Origin of the sequence: Psychromonas antarctica, assembly GCF_022267535.1 — a bacterium.
GTDB lineage: Bacteria > Pseudomonadota > Gammaproteobacteria > Enterobacterales > Psychromonadaceae > Psychromonas > Psychromonas antarctica.
Genome location: NZ_JAHNZV010000011.1, coordinates 14,190 through 38,636 on the forward strand (window position 1 = coordinate 14,190; position 24,447 = coordinate 38,636).

Sequence of the window (24,447 nt, forward strand, 5' to 3'; positions counted from 1 at the left end):
GTAAAAGCAGGGAAAGTGAGCCATTGTCATGGATAAAGGTCTTGTGCTCATTATCTATTCATTTATACTTATTAATTATAATGCTAGCTTGCTGATTTATTTCAAAATCATCTCAAAGGCTTAGTGCAATGAATACTTTGCTTTCATCCGTTTTTTCTCCACCTAACTAGATTATTTAATTAGTCAGATTGCTAATATTGCGGTTAAATCTTGACTTAACCTCACCCCGTTAGGGAAAATAAACGTATCACGCATTGCTGTTACCAAAGATACCCTCTGATATTATGTGCTTGTAGATACCCACCGCACGCTCAAAAAGCGGCTGCAACCGCTCAAATTTAATAGTATCGCTTTATACATTAGCTGTATTAATTTAGAGTTGATTGGAATTAAGTTGTATTCTCCTCTTTATTGTCTTTTAATTAGAATCTATTTTATTTTTAACTAAATAACCTTAGCTTGGGATAAAAAAATCCATACAGTATAACTATTCCCGTGTGTTTCTGTGTTAACTCCGCTACCAATAGCGTAGCTATTGCTACGCTTTTTTTCCTTGAATCACACAAAACCATTAACAAAATCTGTAGGATGTTAGCTTTTAACTTTATGATATTAAATATTATTTAGCTTTCTTTTTTCCAATTTTAGGTTAAATAACGTGATGAGGAATGTTTATGTCTTTTCGTTTTCCAAATGAATTTTTATGGGGCGGCGCAACAGCCGCAAATCAAATTGAGGGCGCATACAGGGCCGACTGCAAAGGATTGTCAACCTCTGATGTTCAGCCCTTTGGATCTTTTGGTGAGCTGATTGGCCGCCAAGAAGGGGATTTCAATATCAAAGATACAGCGATCGATTTTTATCATCGTTACCCGGAAGACATTGCCTTGTTTAAAGAACTGGGGTTCACCTGTTTCCGCTTATCAATTGCTTGGAGTCGAATATTCCCTAAAGGAGATGAATTACTGCCTAATGAGTTGGGGCTGGCATACTATGACAACATATTTGATGAGTTAGAAAAGTATGACATTATTCCAGTAGTGACGCTCTCACATTATGAGATGCCATTGCATTTGGCTGATCAATATAAGGGCTGGCGAAGTCGCTCTTTAATTGAATTTTTTGAGCGTTATGCTCGAGTGGTCTTCACACGTTATGGTCATAGGGTCAAGCATTGGTTAACCTTTAATGAAATAAACATCACTTTACATGAACCTTTCACAGGCTCTGGGGTTCCACGAGACAGTACCCCGCAACAACTTTACCAAGCTATTCATCATCAATTGGTAGCCAGTGCGAAAGCGGTAAAAGCTTGTCATGATTTATCGCCCGATTCAAAAATAGGTAATATGATGTTGGGGGCCATCCAGTATCCATTAACCAGTCACCCCGATGATATTTTTGAGGCCATGCAGCAAAATAGGGAATGGCTATTCTTTGGTGATGTGCAAAGCCGTGGCTACTATCCAAGTTATATGATGCGCAAGTTTAAACAACTCGGTGTCACACTTGAGATCAGCGCAGAGGATAGCGAATCCTTAAAAGAGACCATCGATTTCATTTCTTTTAGCTATTATATGACGGGCTGTGTCAGCTCTCACAAAAAGACACATATACTCGATGAAAAAATGTTAAAAATGGGCAGCAACCCTTACCTCAAAACCACCGAGTGGGGATGGCAAATCGATCCTAAAGGTCTGAGGATAGTGCTTAATCTTCTCTATGAACGCTACCAAAAACCGTTATTTGTTGTTGAAAATGGTTTAGGCGCAGTTGATATATTAAATGGAAATGGTGAGATTGAAGATGACTACCGTATCGACTATCTCAATGATCATCTTTATCAAGTGGGCGAAGCGTTGCAAGATGGCGTAGAGGTAATGGGGTATACCTGCTGGGGGCCGATTGATTTAGTCAGTGCCTCTACAGCGCAAATGTCTAAACGTTACGGTTTTATCTATGTTGACCGCGATGACAAGGGTCTGGGCAGTCTCAATCGTAAACGTAAAAAAAGTTTTTATTGGTACCAGGGTATTATTGAGTCAAAAGGGGAGCTACTTACCGCACCTAGCGAATAACCGCTAATTATATACAATTGATCTAAGCATAAAGTGCCTATGAGCTACAGGAAAGTATAGAGCATCCCACTTTTTGGTGCGCCCAATCAGGTCGTTTTCTAGCATAATTTTGGTTTCCCTCTTGCTCTTGGTAGGGATTTTGCAAAATACGTTGTAGTTTTAAAATTTCACTAAAATCACCTTGTTCGGCAAGCTCAATCGCTTGCTGCGCGATGTAATTACGCAACACATAGAGAGGATTGATTTGATTCATTGCTTTTGCGCGTTTACTTTGTGTCAATCCGTCCTCATTGAGGCGTGCTAAGTAGCGTTTTAACCACGCCCTGAAATCTTGTCGATACGGATCATCAAGCGCTGACTGCTGGTAATAACAGGGGGATAATAGTGCAAACCATTGGCTGTGTGATTGCAGATCCAGATCATCGGGAAGATTAGCAAGTAAACGGTAAAAGAGCGTCATATCCGTTTCAACGGCTAATAATAGTTTTTCTAATGATTGAAAAAGATGTAAATCTGCCGCGCCTTGGTAAGCTTTTAGACCTAATTTTGCAGCCATCATGTCACACCATTTTTGCTGATAATTAACCGCATAATCACTTAGAATGGTTTGCAGCGGTTCAGCCTCTCCTATAAGTGGGAATATTGCGTTTGCCAGCTGGAAAAGATTCCATTGACTGATCTGTGACTGATTACCAAAGCGGTAACGTTTTTCTTGGGCATCTGAGCTGTTGGGCGTCCAATTCAAGTCAAAATTATCAATCCAACCATAAGGACCGTAATCAATCGTTTCACCAATAATCGACATATTATCGGTGTTCATCACACCGTGAACAAAACCGACACGCATCCAATGTACTATCAGATCGCTAGTACGGTCACAAATTTCGCTAAACCAGTTAAGGTAAACGTGTGTAGAAAACTCCCTATCTTCAGAAAGTAAATGAGGGAAATCGGTTTTGATACAGTGCTGAACTAATTGCGTAAGTAGCGTTTCATCACCTCGAGAGGCGGGCAGTTGAAAACTGCCAAAACGTAAAAATGAGGAGGATACACGACACACAATGGCGCAAGGCTCATATGCAGCATTGCCGTCATACATTTTATCGCGTAATACTTGCTCTCCGGTTAAAGATAAACTTAATGCTCGCGTAGTGGGCACACCCAAATGGAACATTGCTTCGGAGCATAAAAATTCACGGATTGATGAACGTAATACCGCCATACCATCAGCGTGACGTGAATAAGGCGTTTTACCGGCACCTTTAAGTTGTAGGGTTTGGTAGCCTAACGTTGAAGTTACAAGCTCGCCAAGGTTGATCGCTCTGCCATCACCGAGCTGCCCAGCCCATTGCCCAAACTGATGGCCTCCGTAGCATAGTGCATAGCTTTGCATACCCGGTAACAGATCATTACCAGTCATCACTTGGGTAAATTGAAGTGATTCAATATCGTCGTTTGAAAACCCTAATTGTGCGGCTAATGGCTGCGTAACGGTAATTAAATGCGGCGCAATAGTTTTAAACGGCGTTACAAACGAGTACGCGGCGTTTTCTACACTGCGGCAATCATTTTCAGTTTGTGCATCCGCCGGTAAATTGTTAATAAAGCGGTTGTCAAAAGAGAGGTTATTCATGGCATTGGTTTCTTTTAATAGGACAACAATGAATAGTATAGTAATTTACTAGGTTATTTAACGCAAGTGCAGTGCAAGTCGTTTATGCGTAACTAAAAACAGCTGTTATAATCGCTCTTATTATCAATAATTAAGTCTGAAACCGATGAAAGTACTTGAGTATATCAATCATTATCCCGTTAATATCGTGGAGCAAGTGAGATCGCTAATCGAAAAGAATAAGCTCAGGGATTATTTAAAAAGCAAATATCCGTATAAACATGCTATTAGCAGTGAAAAAGCGCTCTATGACTTTGTGTTGGACTATAAAAAACGTTATTTAAAACAGTCTTCACCTATTAGCAAAGTCAGTTACGATTCTAAGTTACAACTAGTAAAGCATGCGTTGGGCACCCATACCTATATCTCACGTGTGCAGGGCGGTAAGTTAAAAGCGAAACAGGAGATCCGTATCGCTAGCTTGTTTAAAGAAACGCCGCAAGCGCTATTGGATATGATTGTGGTACACGAGTTGGCGCATCTTAAAGAGAAAGATCACAACAAAGCGTTTTATAAATTGTGCTTACATATGCTACCTGATTATTATCAGTTAGAGCTTGATACGCGTTTATTTCTGATTGAATATGAGCTTAATGGATCACTTTATTAGTAACTTCAGCTCCGGATATGCAGATCGATATCGTTCCGCAATTTACGTGTTTTTCTGCGTTAACTCAGCTGTTAATAGCTCCCTATTGCTACGCTGAGTCACCTTAAACTAGACAAAAGCATCAACATGGTATGTTGTGAATATTCAACTTTATGATCTTAAAGATAAATTCGTTTTCATTATTTCGAGTTGAGGTTAGTTACCTTAGGGCTGCTTTGAGTTTTTCCATGCCCTGCTCGATACTGACTAGAGGTTGGTAACCTAGGTCGTCTTTTGCTGACCGGATATCAAAATAGTGACTGGTTGAAAGTTGACGAGCGACAAAACGGGTCATCATGGGCTCTTGTTCTTTTCTAAGGCCTAAATAGATCCATTCTAATAATGTGCCCAGACCATAGGCAAGCCATGCAGGTACGCGTTGAGTAACGGGAGCAAGTCCTTTACAGGCTAATATCTTATTAAGCATATCTGCCATCAAAATAGGCTCATCATTACTTATAAAATAAGGTTTACCAGCACAAATAGGGGACGCTTCATTGAGTTTAACTGCAGCCAAAAGATGTGCGTAAACTGCGTTATCTATGTAAGTCGTATCTACCAGTTTATCAACTTTCCCTACTAATTTTAGTTTACCCGCGGCTGCACGTTGCAATACTCGTGGCGCTAAGTGTGGATCGCCAGGTCCCCAGATAAGGTGAGGGCGAAGTGCAACGGTTTTTAGCATTGCCCCATTAGCATTTAATATATGCTGTTCTGCAATCGCCTTAGATAAACCATAAAAATTTAAAAACTGGACCGCATAAGGTGTAGATTCATCAATACCATTTTCATCAGCACCGCCGAAGGTAACACTAGGTGTGCTGGTATAAACTAAGCGTCGGATATCAAGAACTCGACAAGCTTCAATAATATTCTTAGTGCCGCAAACGTTAGCTTGAAAATAGGATGCTTTACTGCCCCAAATTCCGGCTTTTGAGGCAACATGGAAAACCACATCGGATCCGCGCATCGCTTCTAGTACAACTTGTTGTTCAGCAATATCACCTCTAATTAATATTACACCGATTGCTCTTAAAGCTGGATAATCTGAACGAGCAAAACCGACCACTTCAATATCAGCAGTGCGTAGATGACGGCATAATGCATAACCTAAGAAACCGCCAGCACCAGTGACAAATACCCGTTTTACCTGAGATGATAATAACGTTAAAACCGTTTGTTGTTTCTCATCTAAAGCATTAAATTGCATTTTGCTATTATTTCTGTCCAATGCGTTTATTCACCTGTTGCTGAGCCCAAACTGCCAATTTTTCACGGTAAATTTTTGCATTATGGCGGATATCCATAGGAAAACCCGAATGGATCAAAAAGTGCTTGATACCAACTGTCTGAGGATACCTTTTCGCGATAAAGGTCAATTCATTAAAGAGTTTAATTGAACTTTCTGATGGTTCATTGAGCAGCTCAATACATAACAGAGGCACGGTTTGTTGTTCATATTCAACGGCCACTAATGCGCTGCGCTTGATGGCAGAATGCGTATTAAATATACGTTCACAAGGGATTGAGAAATAGCTTTTAACTTGCTTTTCAAAGGTTGCATGTACGGCATGAGATTTACGCCCGCACATCCATAATCTGGCATGTTCATCAAGATAACCAAGATCACCCATACGGTGGCGGACATTATCACCATCGAATATTTTACTGGCAGCGGTTGCGTTCTCTCTATTGTAATAGCATCTACTCACTTGCGGCCCACTCACTACAATTTCACCAATTTCATAAGCGGGTAAATTAAGCCCGTCTTGCCATTGGGCAATAATCAAGTCGCTGTCTTCAATAATGGCTATATTGGTGCCTTGTACAGGTAAACCAACACAGATACCGCCGCCTGTATCAGTAATAGCTTCTGTTCTAAGCAATTCTAGGCTACCAATTTTACTAATAGGCAGTGATTCAGTGGCGCCATAAGAGTTAATGATTTCAACGCCTTTATTAAGCAATTTAGTAAACCGCTCTATTGAGGGTAGCGTTGCGGGTGCGCCTGCCGAGATAACACGTTTAAGCGTGTTTAATTTAATTCCAGTGACGATTCCTGCCTGGCCTAATCGCTCTATTAACGCTGGATTGGCAAATAGATTCGTACATTGATATTTTTCGATGGCAGCAAATATATTATCAGGATTGACGGTGATCGGCTTGCTGGCATCCATATCAGGTACAATAGAAGCCATTCCAAGAGCTGGGCCAAACAGAGAAAACAGTGGGAAAGTGGCTAAATCTCGCTCGCCATTTATAATACCGTAATCATGTTTTAACAGTTCTATCTGAGCTTCAAACATCGCATGGCTATAAATAACCCCTTTGGGGCTGCCAGTACTGCCGCTAGTAAAAAGGATTGCAGCCATTTGCTGCGCATCAAGTCCGACCATCGGATAGGGATCTACTGTCACATATTTTTTAAGTAAATGATTTAAACTGCTTCCGCCCCAAAAACTCAATCCTGCTACCGTAATATTATGTTTAATGGTCGATTTTCCCCAACCAAACAGTCGTCTAGCAATATGTGCTTTGGGGATACCGATAAAGACATCCGGTGCAGCTTCATTAAAACACTGCTTAAGATTTTTAGTACCCATGCCGGGATCAACCAAAATAGGGATGATGCCTGCTTTAAACAGGGCAAAAGTAATGGCAAAAAAATCAATACTTGGCGTGACCATCAAAACCGCTTTGTCACCGCTTTTTATGCCATATTGATTAAATGCAAAAGCGATTTGGTCACTGCGTTGATTGAGTGTGAAAAAATCAATCTCTTGATAGCGAAGTGTATTAAATTTTCTCTGTTGAACCGCAACTGCAAGCCCAGTCGGGATCTGCTGTGCTGCATCCACAAGGTGCCGGCAAAGATTGGCATGTTTGCTATTTTGCATAAATATCTGCGTATCTGACTTAAATAATTGAATGAATATTATCGCCATTAGGATGCAATGGCGATGGAGATAAAGATCGACTGTTTATGGATTAGCCGTCATAAATTTTTCAATGAGAAGAATAACCTCGTCACTGGCATCTTCAAGAATATAATGGCCGCAATCAGCAAATTCGTAGACGTTCGCATGGGGCATTTTTTTCTTCCAAAGGTCTAAGAAATGTTTATCGAAAATAAAGTCTTTTAAACCCCAGCAGATAATAGTCGGTACCGTTTGCAAGTGAACTAGACTTTCATCAATATCAGATACTAACTGATAGCTTTTGTCCTTCGCCAGAAGTGGAATATCCTGCACAAAGCGTAGTGTAGAAATACGATTTTTCCATGAGTTAAAGGGCATGACATAAGCTTGACGGATCGCTTTGGGCATCGCTTTACGTTTCACTCCTATGTGAGATGCAATGGCAGAGAATGCATTAAAACCGCGCACCAACAATGTACCCAATAGAGTATTACGGCAAATCCATAAGGCGATCGGGAATTTTTTTGTTTGTGGGAGATGAAAAGCACCGGTATTTAAAATAACTAATCGTTTGATCCGTTCTGGATAACGTGCTGCGTAACCCAGACCGATCATGCCGCCCCAATCATGTACGACTAAGGTGATATTTTCATTTATCTGCAGCGTGTCCAGCAATGCTTCTAAATCATCAATACGGCTTTTAAGTGTGTATTGATAATCTTTATCACCGGGTTTATCAGATAAACCACAACCGATATGATCGGGTACAATACATTGATAATTTTTGCTCAGTGCTTGCACTAAATTACGGTAATAAAAAGACCAGCTTGGGTTGCCGTGCACCATCACAACGGGATCTCCAGAGCCTTCATTTAGGTAATGATATTGCTGTCCGTTACGTGTTAAAAAATTGCGTTTAAAAGGAAATAAGCTCTCAAAATTCATACTACCACTCCACGCCTAACATCATGCAGTTTAAACCACTGCCAATTCCTAAAAAGCTGACATTATCACCTTTGGTTAAGAACCCCTGATCATGAGCCATTGCCGCGGTTACGGGTAAGGAAACCGTGCCCATATTACCTAGTTTTTGATAAGTGGGAAATTCTTTATAAGCAGGAATATTTAATGCAGCCAACACCTGTTTTTGATTAGCAGAACCCACTTGGTGACAGATTACTTTATCTACCTGTTCAACCTCCCAATCACGCTGACTTAAAAAATGTTTCCAAGTGTCATGTGCTAAAGCCACTCCTTCTTTAAGTAGCGGTACCGCATTCGTACGCATAAATTCACGGTGCAGTTTCAGGCCAACCTCTTGTAATCCCCATTTACACAAATCATGATGTTCTGGGGCCGAAAGATGACTGGCACCTAATAATTGATGTTGACGTGAATTTTTTAACGGTAAGCTACCATCCGTAAGTAAAACCGCCACCGCGCCTGAACCACCGGTTAAGGTTGCTAAAGACTGAGAGAAATTCTGAATAGTTGGATTTTCAAGCATATTATCAATAGTGATATCGACAATATGGCGGGCTGATTCGCAAGAAACAACGAGTCCCGCTTTAATTTGACCTAGTTCGATGCGGTTGGCGATATCCAAAATGCCGGATAGCACACCTAAACAAGCATTACTGATATCGTAGATAGCAGTATTTTTATTAACACCTAACTCGGCTGCAATACGGCAAGCTGTTGCGGGTTCATGTTGATCTCGGCAAACCCCCGTATAAATTACTGCGCCAATATCATTTATATTAATGGCAGTTTCAGTGATAGTTTTATTTGCAGCAGCAATCGCACCATCTGATAAACGATGATTAGCTGGCCACCAACGACGCTCCTGAATGCCAGTTAAAGCGGCAAGTTGGCCCATAGGAATACGTAGCTTTTGATACAAAGGCGCCAGACGCGATTCTAATTCGGTGCTTGAAATAATATGTGGTGCCAGTTCATAAGCCAGGCTATTGATATAAACGCGGGAATATTTCATTAAACTGCTTTATTTCTCATCTGTTTCACTTTTAAAAGGGCACTATTTAATCTTACCCTTAAATCGAGGGCGTAGATTAACGCAATTCTTAATTTTAACAAAGGGCTATCCGCAAAGAATCATCGCTTTTCACCTGTTTGCTACATGTGTCTTTAATATTTATTAAAATTTTAGCGGTTTCCCTTTTTTTAAATAATTCAACCATTGCCGATTTCCTTGCAGTGAATTTAGAATTTCACTGCTCAAAGGTAAGGGTTCGTGGTTTATCTGGGCGGCTAACATTTCTGCTAGTAAAGGGGCCGTGCATAATCCGCGCGATCCTAATCCGGTCAACATATAAAGGTTTTTATGGAAAGGGGCGTTAGCAAGGGGGGGGGATTTCTGTACGTCAGGATAAAACGTTGTGGTCGCGCGGTAATCGGGTATTGCGCCTACATAGGGGAAGTGGTCACGTGTGCTACAGCGAATACCAACATTAGCTTTATTCCCAGAGATATCAATGTCGTCGACCCAAACCTTATCTGGGATACACTTCGCCAGTTTTTGTTTGTTGTCGTCTTGTTCCTGAACTGAAAAGCATTGATCAGTTGTATGGCGTTTAAATGTTGCGCCCATACAATGTTGTTGGTTATTTTCAGGGGTAAGATAACCTTCGTGGCAAAGTGTCACCTGTAATTTATCAATAGTGTTATTTGTTGGTATGTGACTAACTTGGCCGCGTGCCGCAGAAAGTGGAAGCGCTTCGCATTGCTTAAAATCTAAAGTATCAAAACCAGTCGTTAATACTAACAGTTGATGATCAACGTGTTTATCAGCGAAATTTAGCTGCCAGCTATGCGGATTTTGCGAAAATGAGTTCAGCTTGTGATTAAAGTGGATAGTTAAGTTACCCGATTGCTGCGCTTTATCAAATAGAGCGTTTACCATCTGCTTCGGGCTTAACCATCCTGCAAGGGGGTAATATAAGGCACGCTGGCCAATATCTATATGAGCAATCGAGTTACTTTGCATTGCCGATTTTTGCACGACAAGTTCAGTTGGGAATTGCCCCAGTAATATTTTATCTAATTTCTTTGCCGATATTGGATCATAATAGAGTTGTAGTAGACCTGAGAAGTCAAATGCAAAAGGATTGGATTGCGCTAACTGCAGCACATAATTTCGTGCGAATAAAAAAGCATTGGTGAAAAACTGGCTAAGAGCAGAGTGGTGACCGTTTAACAGAGGGTACAAAGCAGCTTGTTCATTACCTGATGCGCCGTGAGCCAGTGATGCATCTTTGCAATAAAGCGTGACCTTAAAACCACGTTTTATCAAGGCAAGCGCTAGGCAAGCGCTGCTAATGCCTCCACCGATAATGGCGATATCACGTGTTGGACTGTCGGCAGCTGCACGGTAATTGGCGCCATATGTTGGTACTTTCAGATCTGCGCGTGAAAATTGTCCAATTAGCATCTCCCTTTTTTTGCCATAGCCTTTACGTTTTTGCATAGCAAAGCCGGCATTGATAAGCCCTCTGCGCACAAAACCTGCGGCAGTGAAAGTAGCAATAGTAGCATCCGTTTTGCAGCTATCCGCTATCTGCTTAAACAGTTGCTCACTCCACATCTCAGGATTTTTACTGGGCGCAAAGCCATCTAAGTACCAGCAATCAAAAATCCCAGCATCATAAAGGTAAAGCGCGGGTAGCATCTCTTTAACATCGCCAAGCCAGAGATCCAAGGTGATATTAAACTCATTCAGTGTAATACGGTGGCAACCGGTTAATGCCAGCGGATATTGGTCGAGCAATGGTTTAATAAAATAGTCTAATACAGGCCAGCGGTTGAGGGCACTTTGTAAATCTTGTTTATTTAGAGGGAATTTCTCGAAACTACTGAAATGCAGACGTTGCAGCTGCGCTGCTGGATGACTTTTTTGGAACGCTTGAAACTCTAAGCAGGTTATTAAGAAATTAAGACCGGTACCAAATCCTGTTTCTGCAACGGTAAATAATGGTTCACTGCAATCTAACCAGCGTTGCGCTAAGTTATTGCCTTGTATAAAAACATATAAAGATTCGTTTAATCCTTGCTCAGTATTAAAATAGACATCTTGAAATAGCTGTGAAAATGGTTCGGACTGATCAGACCAGTTTATTTTCGCGTGCGTAATTAATTTGTTTTTGTCTTCAGACAAGATATATTTCCCATATTGTGCAATGATATTTAAGTTTTAAATCGGTGTGCCTTGAATTAATAATAAATGGCTACATTTTGATCATCATATAATTAGTCCCTCAAGCAATAAAGGCTTAATAATGAAAAGAGCAGTAATTACAGGTATCGGTATTGTTTCTAGTATTGGTAACAATAAAGAAGAAGTTTTGGCATCACTTAAAAGTGGTAAGTCCGGCATTACATTTTCAGAGCAGTTTGCTGAGATGAAAATGCGCAGTCAAGTTTGGGGAGACTTAAAAATTGAGCCAAAAGATCACATTGACCGCAAAATAATGCGTTTTATGGGTGACGCAGCTGCTTATACTTACCTTTCGATGCAGCAGGCCATCGCTGATGCGAACTTGCCAGATGAAATGGTTTCTAATGAACGAACGGGCTTAGTTGCAGGCTCTGGTGGCGGTTCGTCTAAAAACCAAGTTGAAGCTTGCCAAATCATGAAAGATAAAGGCGTACGTCGAGTCGGTCCTTATATGGTACCGCGTACCATGGCGAGTACAACATCTGCCTGTGTCGCGACACCCTTTAAAATTAAAGGTATCAATTACTCCATGAGTAGTGCCTGCGCGACCAGTTCACATTGTATCGGTCATGCGCTTGAACAGATCCAACTGGGTAAGCAAGACATTGTTTTTGCTGGTGGTGGCGAAGAACTGGATTGGACAATGGCTTGTGAATTTGACGCAATGGGCGCGCTTTCAAGCAAATACAATGACACACCTGAAAGTGCATCGCGCACCTACGATGCCAAACGTGATGGTTTTGTTATCTCCGGTGGCGGCGGTATCGTTGTCGTTGAAGAGCTTGAACATGCGCTTGCCCGTGGCGCAAAGATTTATGCTGAAATCGTAGGTTACGGAGCAACGTCTGACGGTTACGATATGGTTGCACCATCGGGTGAAGGTGCGGTGCGTTGTATGCGTCAAGCACTTGCAACAGTTGAGGGGGATGTTGATTATCTCAACACTCATGGTACTTCGACACCTGTTGGTGATGCGAAAGAGCTAGAAGCCATTAATATTGTTTTCCCTGAGAAAGCGCCAAAAATCAGTGCTACTAAATCTCAAACGGGCCATGCGCTCGGAGCGGCAGGTGTTCACGAGACTATCTATAGCTTACTGATGATGGAAAATGACTTTATTTCACCATCAATTAATATCGAAGAGCTTGATGAGAAGGCGGTAAATCTGCCTATTGTTGCTAATAAAGCGATTGATGCAAAATTAAATATTGTGATGTCAAACAGCTTTGGTTTCGGCGGTACAAACGCAACATTGGTATTTAAACGTTACTCGTAACGGTTTAATACAGGTCATATTTTAAAAGGAGCTTTTTGCTCCTTTTTTCGTTGTTAGGATAATAAAATGAATATTTATATTGATGAAAATATTCCCTATGCAAAAGAATTTTTTACTGAATTGGGGCAGCTGCATTTTTTTTCAGGCCGAGGCGTGACGGCGGAACAACTCCAAGATGCCGATATACTGCTGGTTCGCTCAATTACGCAAGTTAATGAACAACTACTTTACCTCAATAACAGTCTTAAATTCGTAGGAACGGCGACCATTGGTACCGACCATATAGATACTGCTTATTTAAAAAGTAGAGCGGTTAAATTTAGTAGTGCACCGGGTTGCAATAAAATATCGGTCGGCGAATATATTTTAAGCAGTCTACTTGTATTAGCTGAACAGCAGCAATTTGAGTTAACGGATAAAAAAGTCGCTATTGTCGGCGCAGGCAATACCGGAACGGCGGTTGCGGATCTTTTACTCGCACTGGGTGTGAGTTATCTGCTTTATGATCCACCTTTGCAGTTAGCGGGTGATAAACGCGAGTTTTGCTCTTTTGCAGAGGTGCTAAGCGCTGATATTATTAGCTTACATGTGCCTAAAACAGCAGTAGGGCCATTCCCTACTGTGCATCTCTTTGATGAGGCCGTGTTACGAAAGCTTAATAATAAACAGATTTTAATGAATGCTTCTCGTGGTGAGGTCATTGATAATCAGGCTTTGCTTAAACTTGCGCAACAAGGGATGATGCCAACATTAGTGTTAGATGTGTGGGAAAACGAACCCAATATCAATAAAGATCTCCTCCCCTTTGTTGATATTGCAACGCCTCATATTGCAGGTTATAGCCTAGATGGAAAAGTGCGAGGCACGGAGATGCTTTACCATGCTTTATCTACTTTTCTGATGCGCAAGCCGAAGCTCAGTGCCAATGAGTTTGTCGCTTTGCCTGCTATTAACGCAGTTTCTATCTCTCAAAAGCTGGATCAAAGTTTATTAAAATCATTAATGCACCTTATTTTTGATGTTCGTCGAGATGATGCCTTATTTCGGCAGATTATTGATAGCGTTGACGGTTTTGATACTATGCGCAAAACTTACCACGAACGACGTGAATTATCGACATTGACAATTCACTCAAGCGTAAAACAAAATAGATTACTGCAGTCGTTAGGTTTTTCTACCAACGAGCTCAATAACATAAAGGATCAACATGAAATCTGAATATAATATCGCCCTAATTGGTGAATTAAACGGCTCGATGGAAATAACGCTCGAAGTACTGGCTGCGCGAAACTTCCCTGTGGCAAAAGTCTTTCCTTTAGTAAGTGGCGGGCAACTGTTTACCAGTGCACCTATCGATGAATCTGAAAACGAGTTTGATGATGAGGAGCTTGAGCCTCAAGCGAATACGGTTATGTTTGCGGGAAAACCACTGGATGTGATTGATCTCGATAACTTTGACTGGCAAAAAGCGGATATAGCACTTTTTTTAACGGATACAGAAACCACGTTAAAATGGGCTGATATAGCCAGTGAATATTGTGTGGTGATAGATAATAGTGGTGCATTCTTAGCTGATGAGGCGGTGCCATTAGTGCAGATAGGCGTCAATGACGATAGTCTTGGAGGCTATGCTCAAACTAACAAAATAGCGATTCCAAGCAGTGAAAGTGCGCAACTAGCTATTGCAATTAAACAGCTCCATCAGGAAGTGGGCTTACTGCGTGTAAGCGTATCGAGTTACCATTCGGTTTCCGCATCAGGTAAAGCTGGGGTCACTACGTTGGCTGGGGAAACCGCGCGTTTGTTAAATGCGAAAAGTGTTGAACCATCTCTTTTCCCACAACAATCTGCGTTTAATGTTTTCCCGCAACTAGGCGATCTTAATGCAGAGGGTATTAGCTTAGGTGAGTTGCGCCTAGTTAACGAGATTCGCACTTTATTAGGGGATCCATCAATTATTGTTTCATCAACACAAGTTGTTGTACCTATGTTTTATGGTTGTGCGCAAGCTGTACACTTGCAAACTCACTATCCTGTGGATTTAGAAGAGGTCGCACATGCCCTTCACCATAGTGATGGAATAAGCCTATCAAAATCCGTTTGTGACTATCCGGACATGATAAGTGATGTAATAGGCCATGCTGATGTCAAAATTGGTCGTTTACGCAAAGATGTTTGTGATGCTAATGGCATTAATTTATGGGTGTGTGCAGACAATGTCTATTTTGGTATTGCCAGTAATGCAGTCAAAGTTGCTGAAAAACTTATCCAAACCTATTTATAAAACGCACAAGCCTTAAATAAAGTGGGCTAGGTCGCAATTCTAGCCTTACTTGTTCTTTTATTTTACGGCTTGTGAGTAGGCTGGTTTATTATTTATCGCTAATCGAGTCTATTGTTAACTGTTTTATTTGCCTTAACTTTTTATATTAACCAAGGAATGAATATGAAGCGCTTCCTGCTTACTCTTGTATGCTGCTCCCCGCTAGTTTTTTCTTCACCCAGCAGTTTTAGTCTTGTTTTGACCGGACCCAGTGGGGAACAAGCGCTTTCATATGAGCAGTATGGGCCAATTACTTCTATTGAAACGTTATGGGGTATATCGACAAAATTCCGACCTGATAATTCAGTGTCTATCCAACAAACTATGGTCGCCGTATACAAACTTAACCCCTATGCATTCTATCAGGGAAATATTAACAAACTGATCCCTGAATCACTTATTTCAGTGCCGTCGCTTGAGTTTATTAAGGGACAGACAAATAAAGAAGCCGCAGCATTAATCGCTAAATACTCGCCGCCACAAAAGACGCCTCTTACGAAATCAAAAATAAAATCGCAACCGGCAGTAGAGCCGACAGTGACAATCCCCCAAGAGCCGATCACAAAAAATAATCAGGCTGAGGTGGATCAATTAAACGCCGATAATTTAGCGGGTAAAAAAGAGTTAATAGTCGCGGAAAATAGATCTGCTGCGCTGCAAAATGAATTAAATATTGTTAATGAGCAATTTTTGGTCGCGACAGAGACCAATCAAAGTTTAAAACTTAAATTGCAGCCTCTTCAAGATGAACTATCGGCTTTAAAAAGCGAATCGGATGCATCATTATTAATTAACCAACAACTACAAGAAACTATTGATGACTATCGTGCACAACTTGATGCTGTAGAGGCTCGTCCTTTCAGTGGTGGCGGCTTATTAAATGAACTATTGCGGTTAATTACTTCGTCATTAACCAATTTGCTGATTACTATATTCTCCCCACTTTTATTATTGGTGGCTGTTTTTGTGGTTATAACGCGTATCAGATCTAAGCGTTTATTTGCCGAACAAGAGAAGGAACTGGCTGAATCAACTGCAATTTTAATGGAGCAGGCCGGTCAGTTTGATGCTTTATTAACAGATGATAATTCACAGGAGCTGGAAGAAGAGTTGGACTTCACTGATGATGCCGAACTTGATTCAGTAGACGCTGATCAACAGCCGCCAAAAGCACGTGATAATGATGAAGCGATAACATTAGAAGATGAAATAGAAAGTATTGATCTGTCCGATTCTGCAGATAATGATTTTGATGTGGTTGATTTAACAGATGAAGATGATTCTCAAACAACAGAGGATGATCCTTTTGGCATCGGTGCACTGGTTGCTCAAGAAGATCTTATTTCAAGTACTGATTTGGATGATACAGAATCGCAAACAGATGAAGATGATCCCTTTGGTATCGGTGCATTGGTCGAAGAAGGGGATATAAGTCTAACTGAGAACAAACCTCAAGCAATTTCTGAGGCAGAGCAAGCTGATTTGGATTTGGCTGCAGAATGGGAGTCTCAACTTGCGGCTGAAGAAGAGGTAAAGCAAAATGATGTTGTGGAGAAAGAGGAATCAAACGAAGATTCAACTGCAGCATCATTTGATATTGACGCTTTTATCGATGAAACCGAGAATAGTTTACCCGCAGACGATGAACTAGCGACTGATGAGGTAGAAGAGACCCCCGATTCGGATTTGACAGCGTCTGAAGCTGCGTATGTAGAGCAGATAAAAGCGGATGATTTAAGCGGCCCCACTGCGACTGAAGACGCGTTATCTGAATTTGAAATTGCTGATAGCGATGAGGTTATTAGCGGAGGTGCAAACGAATCAGAGCCGGTAACAGATGATACTGATCAAGCCGTTGTTGAACTAGATGAAAATCAACCATTTGATGCGTCTGCTTTAGATAATTTGACAGAAGATCAAGTGGCAAACGAGCCTGCATCAGAAGATATAAATGATTCCTTCGCAAAGCAGCTGAGTGATGTTGCCTTTAATGAAGATGCTCCCCTTCCTAAAGTTGATTCTAAACAAAAAAATGATTTTATCGCGATTGAAACATTATTAGAAGATAGTGATGATGTCAGTAAAAATGAGCCTTACGCAGAGTTAGATCTAGATTTTGACGATTTTCCAGATGTTGTAAATGCCGGAGAGGAGGTTGATATTGATGATGATGATATAGGCACTCAGCTAGACCTAGCGCGTGCTTATTTAGAAATAGATGATAAAGTAGGGGCCAAAGAGATCTTATTATCTATTATCGATATAAGTAATGGTGAGCAGCGTAGCGAGATTGATAAGCTACTCATTCGCCTTAAATAATTTTTACGGCTTCAATTTGAAGTGTTTGATGAAAATAGAAAACCAGCAATGCTGGTTTTTCTATATTAAAGAAGAGTGAGCAGATGAGACCCTTAATTTTAGACCTGCATAGTGTTGAGTTGCAAGCTGAGGAAAAAGAGATATTGAGCCATCCTCTTGTTGCTGGAATTATTTTATTTACCCGTAACTTTGTCGATGTTAAACAATTAAAGGAGCTTGTTCAACAAATACGATTTTATGCACGTAATGAGATATTAATCGGAGTTGATCATGAAGGGGGACGAGTACAGCGCTTTAGAGCTGGATTCACAGAACTTCCTTCGGCGGGCACTTTACTTGAATTCAACAAGCTAGAAGAAGCGAAAAATTTAGCCTTTACTAGTGCTTGGGTGATGGCGAGTGAGCTTATTGCTTGCGATATCGATATGAGTTTTGCGCCTGTAGTCGATTTGAACGGTATTTCAGATGTCATACAAAAGCGCGCTTTTTCCTCTTCTGTTGATTCAACAACCCTATTGGCTGAAGCCTATATAAAAGGAATGAAAGCGGCTGGCATGTGCTCAACGGGCAAACATTTTCCGGGTCATGGCAGCGTCAAAGCGGATTCACATATTGACTTGCCAGTAGATAACCGCCCTAAAGTGGATATCTTTAATAAAGACATTTTACCTTTTAGTCAGCTCATTCAGCGTGGATTACTTGATGCTGTGATGCCATCACATGTTGTCTACCAGCAATGCGATGACCTGCCTGCTGGCTTTTCTTGCTACTGGTTGCAACAGGTGTTGCGTCAACAACTGAACTTTAATGGTGTTATTATTAGTGATGACTTATCTATGCATGGGGCTAGCTTTGCTGGGAATCATTTAAGTCGCGCAATCAATGCAATCAATGCAGGTTGCGATCTTATTTTAGCCTGTAACGACAGCAAGGGTGCTATTTCTATAATGGATAATTTAAATGTACCCAAACAACGTGAGTCTGTTGTCAATAAGCTACGTTATACTCACAATCAGATTGCTTTTCCTTTACATAAAAATCCAATTTGGATAGAAAACAGTCAAAAGCTAAAGCGGTTTGCAGAGCGCCTCTAATTAGTTAATGCCAGCGCTTGCACTCTAACTAAATATCCATAAACTAATAAGTAATTTATTAAAGTTATAACTCCATATTTTTATAAAACAAATCGCTAAATTTACTATTAGAATAATAAAGGCGGGAATAATTAAATGATCATTTATCTACACGGCTTCGATGCAACTAGTCCTGGTAATCATGAAAAAGTGATGCAATTAAAATTTATCGATGATGATGTTCGTTTTGTGCATTACAGTACCATCCACCCGAAACATGATATGAGCCATATTTTAAAAGAGGTTCATAAGCATATTCAAAGTAGCGATGACAAATGCCCCATTATTTGTGGTGTTGGACTGGGGGCATTTTGGAGTGAGCGAATCGGATTTTTATGTGGCATTAAACAAGTTATCTTTAATCCCAACCTGCATCCAGAAGATAATATGGTTGGGAAAATAGAATGGCCTGAAGAATATTTAGATATTGAGACTAAATGTGTGAGTGATTTTCGCAGACAAAACACACAAAACTGTCTCTGTATTCTGTCAAAAACCGATGAGATGATTGACTCGGGGCAAAGTGTTCATGAGCTTTGTGAGTACTACGAAATTATTTTTGATGAAAAACAAGGCCATAAATTCCAGGATATATCCCACCATCTGCAAACAATTAAAAAATTTAAACTGCTATAATTTACTTTTAATTACAACAAAAAATAGATTATGCTCTATTTTTTGTTGCTTTCCTGCATTAACAACTTGTTGTAATAAAATAACTAAAAAAGCACAAAGCAAACCATTTTAGTGTTTTTTTACTTAACATCTGTAACATAGTTACATTTTCTTGTGATATAGTTCGATAATATTATTTAATATATTCAATTACACTCGTATTTTTTTACTCTCCTCTGCGTGATGATAAAGAGTGTTAATGTAATTGTATCTATCAAAATCGAGGTTTGTATGTGTAAAATTGTTATTGTTGGTGGTGGGGCCGGTGGTCTTGAACTTGCAACTGAATTAGGGGATAAGTTAGGACGCAAAAACAAAGCGCAGATCACCTTGGTTGATAAAAACAGAACCCATCTGTGGAAACCCTTATTACATGAAGTTGCGGCTGGCTCTCTAGATGATGGTATTGATGCACTAAGTTACCGAGTGCATGCAAAAAATCATGGCTTTCATTTTAAGCTTGGTGAAATGGCGAATATTGACCGCAAAACTAAGATCATCAAATTATCGAAATTAATTGATCAAGATGGTACGCAAATATTGCCTGCAAGTGAACTCCATTATGACATTCTGGTGATGGCGCTTGGTAGTGTCAGCAACGACTTTAGGACAAAAGGGGTCGCAGATAACTGTATCTTCCTTGATAGCCCGCAACAAGCCAAAAAGTTCCACCATCTTATGCTCAATAAATATTTACAGTTGGGCGAGCAGCAAACCAACCAAGTCAGTGTGGCGATTGTTGGCGCTGGCGCAACGGGGGTTGAATTGTCTGCGGAACTTTACAATTCATTGCAGCAAGTCTCAAGTTATGGTTTCGAACATATAAAACCAACAGATCTCAAAGTAAGTTTAGTGGAAGCGGGGAATAAAATATTGCCGGCATTGCCTGAACGGATATCTGCTTCTGCTCATCGTGAGTTGCAAAAGCTAGGCGTTGATGTCCGTACTAATACAATGGTGACTGAAGCAACGGAGCAGGGGTTATTGACTAAAACAGGCGAACTGATCGAAGCAGATCTGATTGTTTGGGCCGCTGGCATTAAGGCACCTGATTTTTTAAAAGAGATCGCCGGTCTTGAAACAAATCGAATTAATCAGTTAATGGTTAAAGACACCTTGCAGACTACCTTCGACGAATCTATTTACGCGATTGGTGATTGCGCTAGTTGCGCATTACCTGGTGGTGGGTTTGTACCTCCTCGAGCTCAATCAGCTCATCAGATGGCATCCTTAGTTGCAAAAAATATTATTGCGAGTATGAAGAATAAGCCACTATTATCATATAAATACAAGGACTATGGGTCACTCGTTTCATTAAGTAACTACAGTACGGTTGGCAGTTTAATGGGAAATTTAATGAAAGGGTCGATGAAAATTGAAGGGCGTTTAGCGCGTCTAGTTTATATTTCTCTTTACCGTATGCATCAAGTGGCACTTCATGGCTTCGTGCGTACCGGATTAATTGTATTAGTCGAGCGAATTAATCGCGTATTACGACCTCGCCTTAAACTCCATTAAGAAAATAAAATAGGCAGGTCGTAGTTAAGACTGCGAATGACGCAATCGAACGTACCTGCCTGTGAATATAGCAATTCGACTAATTATGTATGCATTTGTACTTGTTAAAATGAATGTTACCTTGGTTATTTATTCTTATAAGAATACCAATCCCGTTAATTAAGTTTCCAAATTTACCCAGTCTCTACAACATCATGATATAACGCTATTTTTATCATCACAGAAATCATTCCAAGTCCGACAACATTGATCCACGATATCCTACTCCAATAATAGTATCTATTTTAGATCACATAATTAACGGAATTGGTATAAGAGCAACTGGGAAGTGCAATTAACATAGCGCCTCCCAGCAGGAAAAAACAGAAAAGATAATCAGATCCTAATGATGCCGTATAAAACTCGCTTTCAGGTGCTTGCTACGAATCGCGTATAAAAATATCCAAATAATGGCGACCAGCTGTATCGATGCGAACGGTGAATATTGAAAATGGTCAATGGATAGATAATAAATTTGCAGCGTAAAGTCACTAATAATGCTTAACAGTAAAAAGGGATATCCTAGTTGCCACAATCTGGAAAGCCGACGATGCTTATCATGATCTCTGCCTGATAAAATAAATAGTGGCAGAGCAATAAAACCAGATATTAACCCCAAATAAAAATAACCTGTAACAGGATAGAAAAGGGCTAATAAGCTATCTCCTGTGTTGCGAGAAACAACAGAAATCACCAGTAGCACCCAAGTTCTTGCCAAAAAAAGCAAGCTAATATGGAAGAATAGCGGTGCTTTTAGATTGCCTGACTCGGTGTAGTGTTGAAGCGCAAAAATATTAATAACATCATTCCATTGTCGATTGGATATATATCCGTTAGCATTTTAGATGCAAAAAGCCGCCTCTGGGCTTGCTCCATAGGCTGCGACATTCGATAAGGGATAGCCCTTATCGAATGTTGCGCTTGTCTTGGTGTTCGAGCTAACAATTGATAAATGCATTTTGATTGATAACGATTACAAGTCACAAGAGGGGCATAATACCCCTCTTGTATTGACTTATTTTATCATACACATAGGGCAGTAAGCGTAACGACCTTGGGGATCATTAAACTTTGTCAATAGTGCTGTTTGTGATTGCAGCGCACTAATCGTTTGCTGTAGAAGGGGACTGATCTGCACACTTTGAGGTACGAACTGCACCGCCGAGATAAATATCTCATTGAGTAATTGTTGTTTTGCAGACAGCGTTGGTTCAAGTTCCTGTATATCATATTGGCCTAGCCCTGCTAATATTGCAGCTTGGTCGATAGCATCTTGCAATCCCCCTAGCTGATCAACAAGACCGCTCTGTTTTGCATCAGTACCTGTCCATACACGCCCTTGTGCGACATTATCAACCTCTTGCAATGTCATGCTGCGACCTTCTGCTACGACTGTTAGAAACTGCTGATAGCCGTGTTCAATCCCTATCTGCATAATTTCAGCAAGTTCGGGATTCAGTGCGCGTGTTGGGTCTAGCGCCGATAGTTCACTTGTTCCCACACCATCATTATATATGCCCAATTTATTGAGGGCTTTATCTGTGCTGGCATACATGCCAAAAATGCCAATTGAGCCGGTTAAAGTTGATGGATATGCAACAATATAATCAGCTGCTGATGCTATCCAGTAACCGCCAGATGCGGTTACGCTGCCCATTGAGACGACCACTTTTTTACCCGCCTTTTTTAATGCTAATACTTGCTGGCGAATCTTTTCAGATGCAAAAGCGCTACCACCCGGTGTATCAAGACGAATAACAACCGCTTTTATCTGTTTATCGTTAAGCGCTTTGTCTAATAGTGCATTAAAGCTCTCTGATCCTATCGCATCTATTTTTTGCGTTCCTGTTAAAATTTCACCACTGCCATGAATCAATGCTATTTGGTCATGGTTGCCCGTGCTTTGATATAAGCGAGGTAACGTCGATTGATAATCTGCATAACTCAATAAAGTAAAATCAATAGCGGCATCTTTTGCTTGTTCTTTAAGTTTATTGATTACTTCAAAACGATTATTTAGAAAATCGACTAAACCGACTTGCTTTGCGTAGAGTGCAGTATCCCCTCCCGCATTTTGTAGCGCTGATTTTAATTGTGCGAGAGACGGTGACAACGATTGAGGGGTGATGTTACTTTTATCTTTACGCTCATTAATCACCGTATCAATATAATTCGTCCATAATTGGTTTAACCAATGACGATTTGCTAACTTACTCTCTTCTGACATGTGATTTTGAGTGAAAGGTTCGACAAAAGATTTATAGGTACCGACTTTAAATATATGTGGAGTAATGAGGAGGTTGTCTAACACTTCTTTAAAATAGAGACGGTATACTGAAAAACCTTGTAAAAAGACTAACCCTTGCGGATTGAGGTAAATATGATCGGCAAAACTGGCTAACAGGTATTGCGTTTGTGAATAGTTATCAGCAATCGCGTTAACCGTTTTCCCCTTTGCTTTAAACGCATTTAGCGCGTCACCAATATCGCTAAGATGGTTAAAACTGGCGCTATTTAAAGCATCTAATTCCAATAAGATGCTTTTAATTTTAGGATCATTTCCGGCGTGATGGATTACTTGGATAACTTCATCAATTTGATATTCAGTCAGTTGTGACTGTTCAGATGACATTAGCTGTTTTGACAGTTCAGAAGAGAAGTCCAGAGGTTGTTTTTGTTCAACAATATTACCACTGAAATTTAGATGCAGGATTGAATTGTCGGCGATGACAATTTCTTGTTCGTCGGCATTAATGGCGATAACAACGAGTAATATGATAATTAAAAAAAGGGCATTAATAACCAATAAACGGGTGAAATTGATCACACTAGCAACTGTTTTTAGCCATGAATAGATTGATTTCATTTCATATCCTTGTAAAAAAAGAAGGTAAAAATAAAGCACTGGATATTCGCATATACAGTGCTCTAATAAACGTCATGTAAGCGCTATAATACTAGAAGTTCGACGTATCAACAAAGAGACCTACTTTGAGATCTTCAGCGCTATAAATCACTTTACCGTCAACTTCAACAACACCATCCGCAATACCCATAACAAGCTTGCGCATAATTAAACGTTTTATAGTAATACGGTAAGTTACTTTTTTAGCTGTAGGTAATACTTGACCTGTAAATTTAACATTACCGACACCTAATGCGCGACCTTTACCAGGACCTCCGCTCCAACCAAGGAAGAAGCCTACTAGTTGCCACATAGCATCAAGACCGAGACAACCGGGCATAACCGGGTCACCTGGGAAGTGGCATTGAAAGAACCATAACGCTTTATCAATATCTAATTCAGCAATTAATTCGCCCTTACCGTGCTCACCGCCATCCGATGTGATGGATATAATACGGTCTAGCATGAGCATATTATCAACGGGAAGTTGACAGTTGCCTTCGCCAAACAGCTTACCTTGACCACATTTCACTAATTCTTCTTTGTCGTAAGAGTTTTTCCCCAACTCTTTTTGGGATAGGGTTTTAGTCATAATCACTTATCTTGTAATAGAGAGAAATTGCTGCGGCATTGGAAACACTTGATTTTCAATACCATAAAAATTTTATGCTGCCGTACTTTATATGACAGGCTACTAACAATCAACTT

General features: G+C 40.4%; 18 protein-coding genes. 9 read left to right on the plus strand and 9 right to left on the minus strand.

Features of this window, described 5'->3' with window-relative positions; genetic code table 11:
• The first annotated feature begins 674 nt into the window (after positions 1-674).
• Complete coding sequence (locus KSO91_RS04815) at positions 675-2,078, plus strand: glycoside hydrolase family 1 protein (protein WP_238741815.1); 1,404 nt, start codon at positions 675-677, stop codon at positions 2,076-2,078.
• Positions 2,079-2,115: 37 nt separating this feature from the next.
• On the opposite strand, the gene KSO91_RS04820 is transcribed toward KSO91_RS04815, so the two are convergent.
• A complete protein-coding gene (locus KSO91_RS04820) occupies positions 2,116-3,711 on the minus strand; it encodes a protein adenylyltransferase SelO (RefSeq protein WP_238741816.1) in 1,596 nt (531 codons plus the stop codon).
• A 145-nt stretch (positions 3,712-3,856) separates the two neighbouring features.
• On the opposite strand from KSO91_RS04820, the gene KSO91_RS04825 reads away from it, so the two are divergent.
• On the plus strand, positions 3,857-4,360 hold the full coding sequence (locus KSO91_RS04825) for a M48 metallopeptidase family protein (RefSeq protein ID WP_238741817.1): 504 nt from the start codon (positions 3,857-3,859) through the stop codon (positions 4,358-4,360).
• A 199-nt stretch (positions 4,361-4,559) separates the two neighbouring features.
• On the opposite strand, the gene oleD is transcribed toward KSO91_RS04825, so the two are convergent.
• The 5 genes from oleD to mnmC all read right to left on the minus strand — a co-directional run bounded on the left by oleD (position 4,560) and on the right by mnmC (position 11,491).
• Positions 4,560-5,609, minus strand: a complete 1,050-nt coding sequence (oleD, locus tag KSO91_RS04830; RefSeq protein ID WP_238741861.1) for a 2-alkyl-3-oxoalkanoate reductase — start codon at positions 5,607-5,609, stop codon at positions 4,560-4,562.
• A 7-nt stretch (positions 5,610-5,616) separates the two neighbouring features.
• Positions 5,617-7,296: an olefin beta-lactone synthetase gene (oleC, locus tag KSO91_RS04835; protein ID WP_238741818.1), complete on the minus strand. Its 1,680-nt coding sequence runs from the start codon at positions 7,294-7,296 to the stop codon at positions 5,617-5,619.
• An 84-nt stretch (positions 7,297-7,380) separates the two neighbouring features.
• Entirely contained in the window at positions 7,381-8,262 is an 882-nt protein-coding gene (locus tag KSO91_RS04840) for an alpha/beta fold hydrolase (protein WP_238741819.1), read from the minus strand.
• A gap of 1 nt (position 8,263) precedes the next feature.
• Positions 8,264-9,313, minus strand: a complete 1,050-nt coding sequence (locus KSO91_RS04845) for a 3-oxoacyl-ACP synthase III (protein ID WP_238741820.1) — start codon at positions 9,311-9,313, stop codon at positions 8,264-8,266.
• A 162-nt stretch (positions 9,314-9,475) separates the two neighbouring features.
• Positions 9,476-11,491: a bifunctional tRNA (5-methylaminomethyl-2-thiouridine)(34)-methyltransferase MnmC2/FAD-dependent 5-carboxymethylaminomethyl-2-thiouridine(34) oxidoreductase MnmC1 gene (mnmC, locus tag KSO91_RS04850; RefSeq protein ID WP_238741821.1), complete on the minus strand. Its 2,016-nt coding sequence runs from the start codon at positions 11,489-11,491 to the stop codon at positions 9,476-9,478.
• Between the two features lie 121 nt (positions 11,492-11,612).
• On the opposite strand from mnmC, the gene fabB reads away from it, so the two are divergent.
• From fabB to KSO91_RS04885, 7 genes are all read left to right on the plus strand, one after another.
• The gene (fabB, locus tag KSO91_RS04855) at positions 11,613-12,827 is read left to right on the plus strand and encodes a beta-ketoacyl-ACP synthase I (protein ID WP_238741822.1); all 1,215 of its coding nucleotides are present in this window, start codon (positions 11,613-11,615) and stop codon (positions 12,825-12,827) included.
• A 66-nt stretch (positions 12,828-12,893) separates the two neighbouring features.
• Positions 12,894-14,045, plus strand: coding sequence for a 4-phosphoerythronate dehydrogenase (locus tag KSO91_RS04860; RefSeq protein ID WP_238741823.1), 1,152 nt, complete (start codon positions 12,894-12,896; stop codon positions 14,043-14,045).
• Positions 14,035-15,111, plus strand: a complete 1,077-nt coding sequence (locus KSO91_RS04865) for an aspartate-semialdehyde dehydrogenase (protein ID WP_238741824.1) — start codon at positions 14,035-14,037, stop codon at positions 15,109-15,111. Before KSO91_RS04860 ends, KSO91_RS04865 begins: the two co-directional genes overlap by 11 nt.
• A 162-nt stretch (positions 15,112-15,273) precedes the next feature.
• Positions 15,274-17,469, plus strand: a complete 2,196-nt coding sequence (locus KSO91_RS04870; protein ID WP_238741825.1) for a FimV/HubP family polar landmark protein — start codon at positions 15,274-15,276, stop codon at positions 17,467-17,469.
• Positions 17,470-17,552: 83 nt separating this feature from the next.
• On the plus strand, positions 17,553-18,563 hold the full coding sequence (gene nagZ / locus KSO91_RS04875; RefSeq protein WP_238741826.1) for a beta-N-acetylhexosaminidase: 1,011 nt from the start codon (positions 17,553-17,555) through the stop codon (positions 18,561-18,563).
• 135 nt (positions 18,564-18,698) lie between these two features.
• Positions 18,699-19,238 carry an alpha/beta hydrolase YcfP gene (gene ycfP / locus KSO91_RS04880; protein ID WP_238741827.1) on the plus strand — a complete coding sequence of 180 codons (540 nt, stop codon included), beginning with the start codon at positions 18,699-18,701 and terminating at the stop codon, positions 19,236-19,238.
• A gap of 270 nt (positions 19,239-19,508) precedes the next feature.
• A complete protein-coding gene (locus KSO91_RS04885) occupies positions 19,509-20,795 on the plus strand; it encodes an NAD(P)/FAD-dependent oxidoreductase (RefSeq protein ID WP_238741828.1) in 1,287 nt (428 codons plus the stop codon).
• A 382-nt stretch (positions 20,796-21,177) separates the two neighbouring features.
• On the opposite strand, the gene KSO91_RS04890 is transcribed toward KSO91_RS04885, so the two are convergent.
• From KSO91_RS04890 to fabA, 3 genes are all read right to left on the minus strand, one after another.
• Complete coding sequence (locus KSO91_RS04890) at positions 21,178-21,660, minus strand: DUF2919 domain-containing protein (protein WP_338049735.1); 483 nt, start codon at positions 21,658-21,660, stop codon at positions 21,178-21,180.
• A gap of 189 nt (positions 21,661-21,849) precedes the next feature.
• Positions 21,850-23,700: a signal peptide peptidase SppA gene (sppA, locus tag KSO91_RS04895; protein ID WP_238741830.1), complete on the minus strand. Its 1,851-nt coding sequence runs from the start codon at positions 23,698-23,700 to the stop codon at positions 21,850-21,852.
• A gap of 91 nt (positions 23,701-23,791) precedes the next feature.
• The gene (gene fabA, locus KSO91_RS04900) at positions 23,792-24,331 is read right to left on the minus strand and encodes a bifunctional 3-hydroxydecanoyl-ACP dehydratase/trans-2-decenoyl-ACP isomerase (RefSeq protein WP_238741831.1); all 540 of its coding nucleotides are present in this window, start codon (positions 24,329-24,331) and stop codon (positions 23,792-23,794) included.
• Between the last annotated feature and the right edge of the window lie 116 nt (positions 24,332-24,447).

What these genes read in the sequence shown, in the direction of transcription:
- KSO91_RS04815 (WP_238741815.1), top strand. Translation starts at nt 675, where the DNA reads ATGTCTTTTCGTTTTCCAAATGAATTTTTATGGGGCGGCGCAACAGCC.
- KSO91_RS04820 (WP_238741816.1), bottom strand. Translation starts at nt 3,711, where the DNA reads ATGAATAACCTCTCTTTTGACAACCGCTTTATTAACAATTTACCGGCG.
- KSO91_RS04825 (WP_238741817.1), top strand. Translation starts at nt 3,857, where the DNA reads ATGAAAGTACTTGAGTATATCAATCATTATCCCGTTAATATCGTGGAG.
- oleD (WP_238741861.1), bottom strand. Translation starts at nt 5,609, where the DNA reads ATGCAATTTAATGCTTTAGATGAGAAACAACAAACGGTTTTAACGTTA.
- oleC (WP_238741818.1), bottom strand. Translation starts at nt 7,296, where the DNA reads ATGCAAAATAGCAAACATGCCAATCTTTGCCGGCACCTTGTGGATGCA.
- KSO91_RS04840 (WP_238741819.1), bottom strand. Translation starts at nt 8,262, where the DNA reads ATGAATTTTGAGAGCTTATTTCCTTTTAAACGCAATTTTTTAACACGT.
- KSO91_RS04845 (WP_238741820.1), bottom strand. Translation starts at nt 9,313, where the DNA reads ATGAAATATTCCCGCGTTTATATCAATAGCCTGGCTTATGAACTGGCA.
- fabB (WP_238741822.1), top strand. Translation starts at nt 11,613, where the DNA reads ATGAAAAGAGCAGTAATTACAGGTATCGGTATTGTTTCTAGTATTGGT.
- KSO91_RS04860 (WP_238741823.1), top strand. Translation starts at nt 12,894, where the DNA reads ATGAATATTTATATTGATGAAAATATTCCCTATGCAAAAGAATTTTTT.
- KSO91_RS04865 (WP_238741824.1), top strand. Translation starts at nt 14,035, where the DNA reads ATGAAATCTGAATATAATATCGCCCTAATTGGTGAATTAAACGGCTCG.
- KSO91_RS04870 (WP_238741825.1), top strand. Translation starts at nt 15,274, where the DNA reads ATGAAGCGCTTCCTGCTTACTCTTGTATGCTGCTCCCCGCTAGTTTTT.
- nagZ (WP_238741826.1), top strand. Translation starts at nt 17,553, where the DNA reads ATGAGACCCTTAATTTTAGACCTGCATAGTGTTGAGTTGCAAGCTGAG.
- ycfP (WP_238741827.1), top strand. Translation starts at nt 18,699, where the DNA reads ATGATCATTTATCTACACGGCTTCGATGCAACTAGTCCTGGTAATCAT.
- KSO91_RS04885 (WP_238741828.1), top strand. Translation starts at nt 19,509, where the DNA reads ATGTGTAAAATTGTTATTGTTGGTGGTGGGGCCGGTGGTCTTGAACTT.
- sppA (WP_238741830.1), bottom strand. Translation starts at nt 23,700, where the DNA reads ATGAAATCAATCTATTCATGGCTAAAAACAGTTGCTAGTGTGATCAAT.
- fabA (WP_238741831.1), bottom strand. Translation starts at nt 24,331, where the DNA reads ATGACTAAAACCCTATCCCAAAAAGAGTTGGGGAAAAACTCTTACGAC.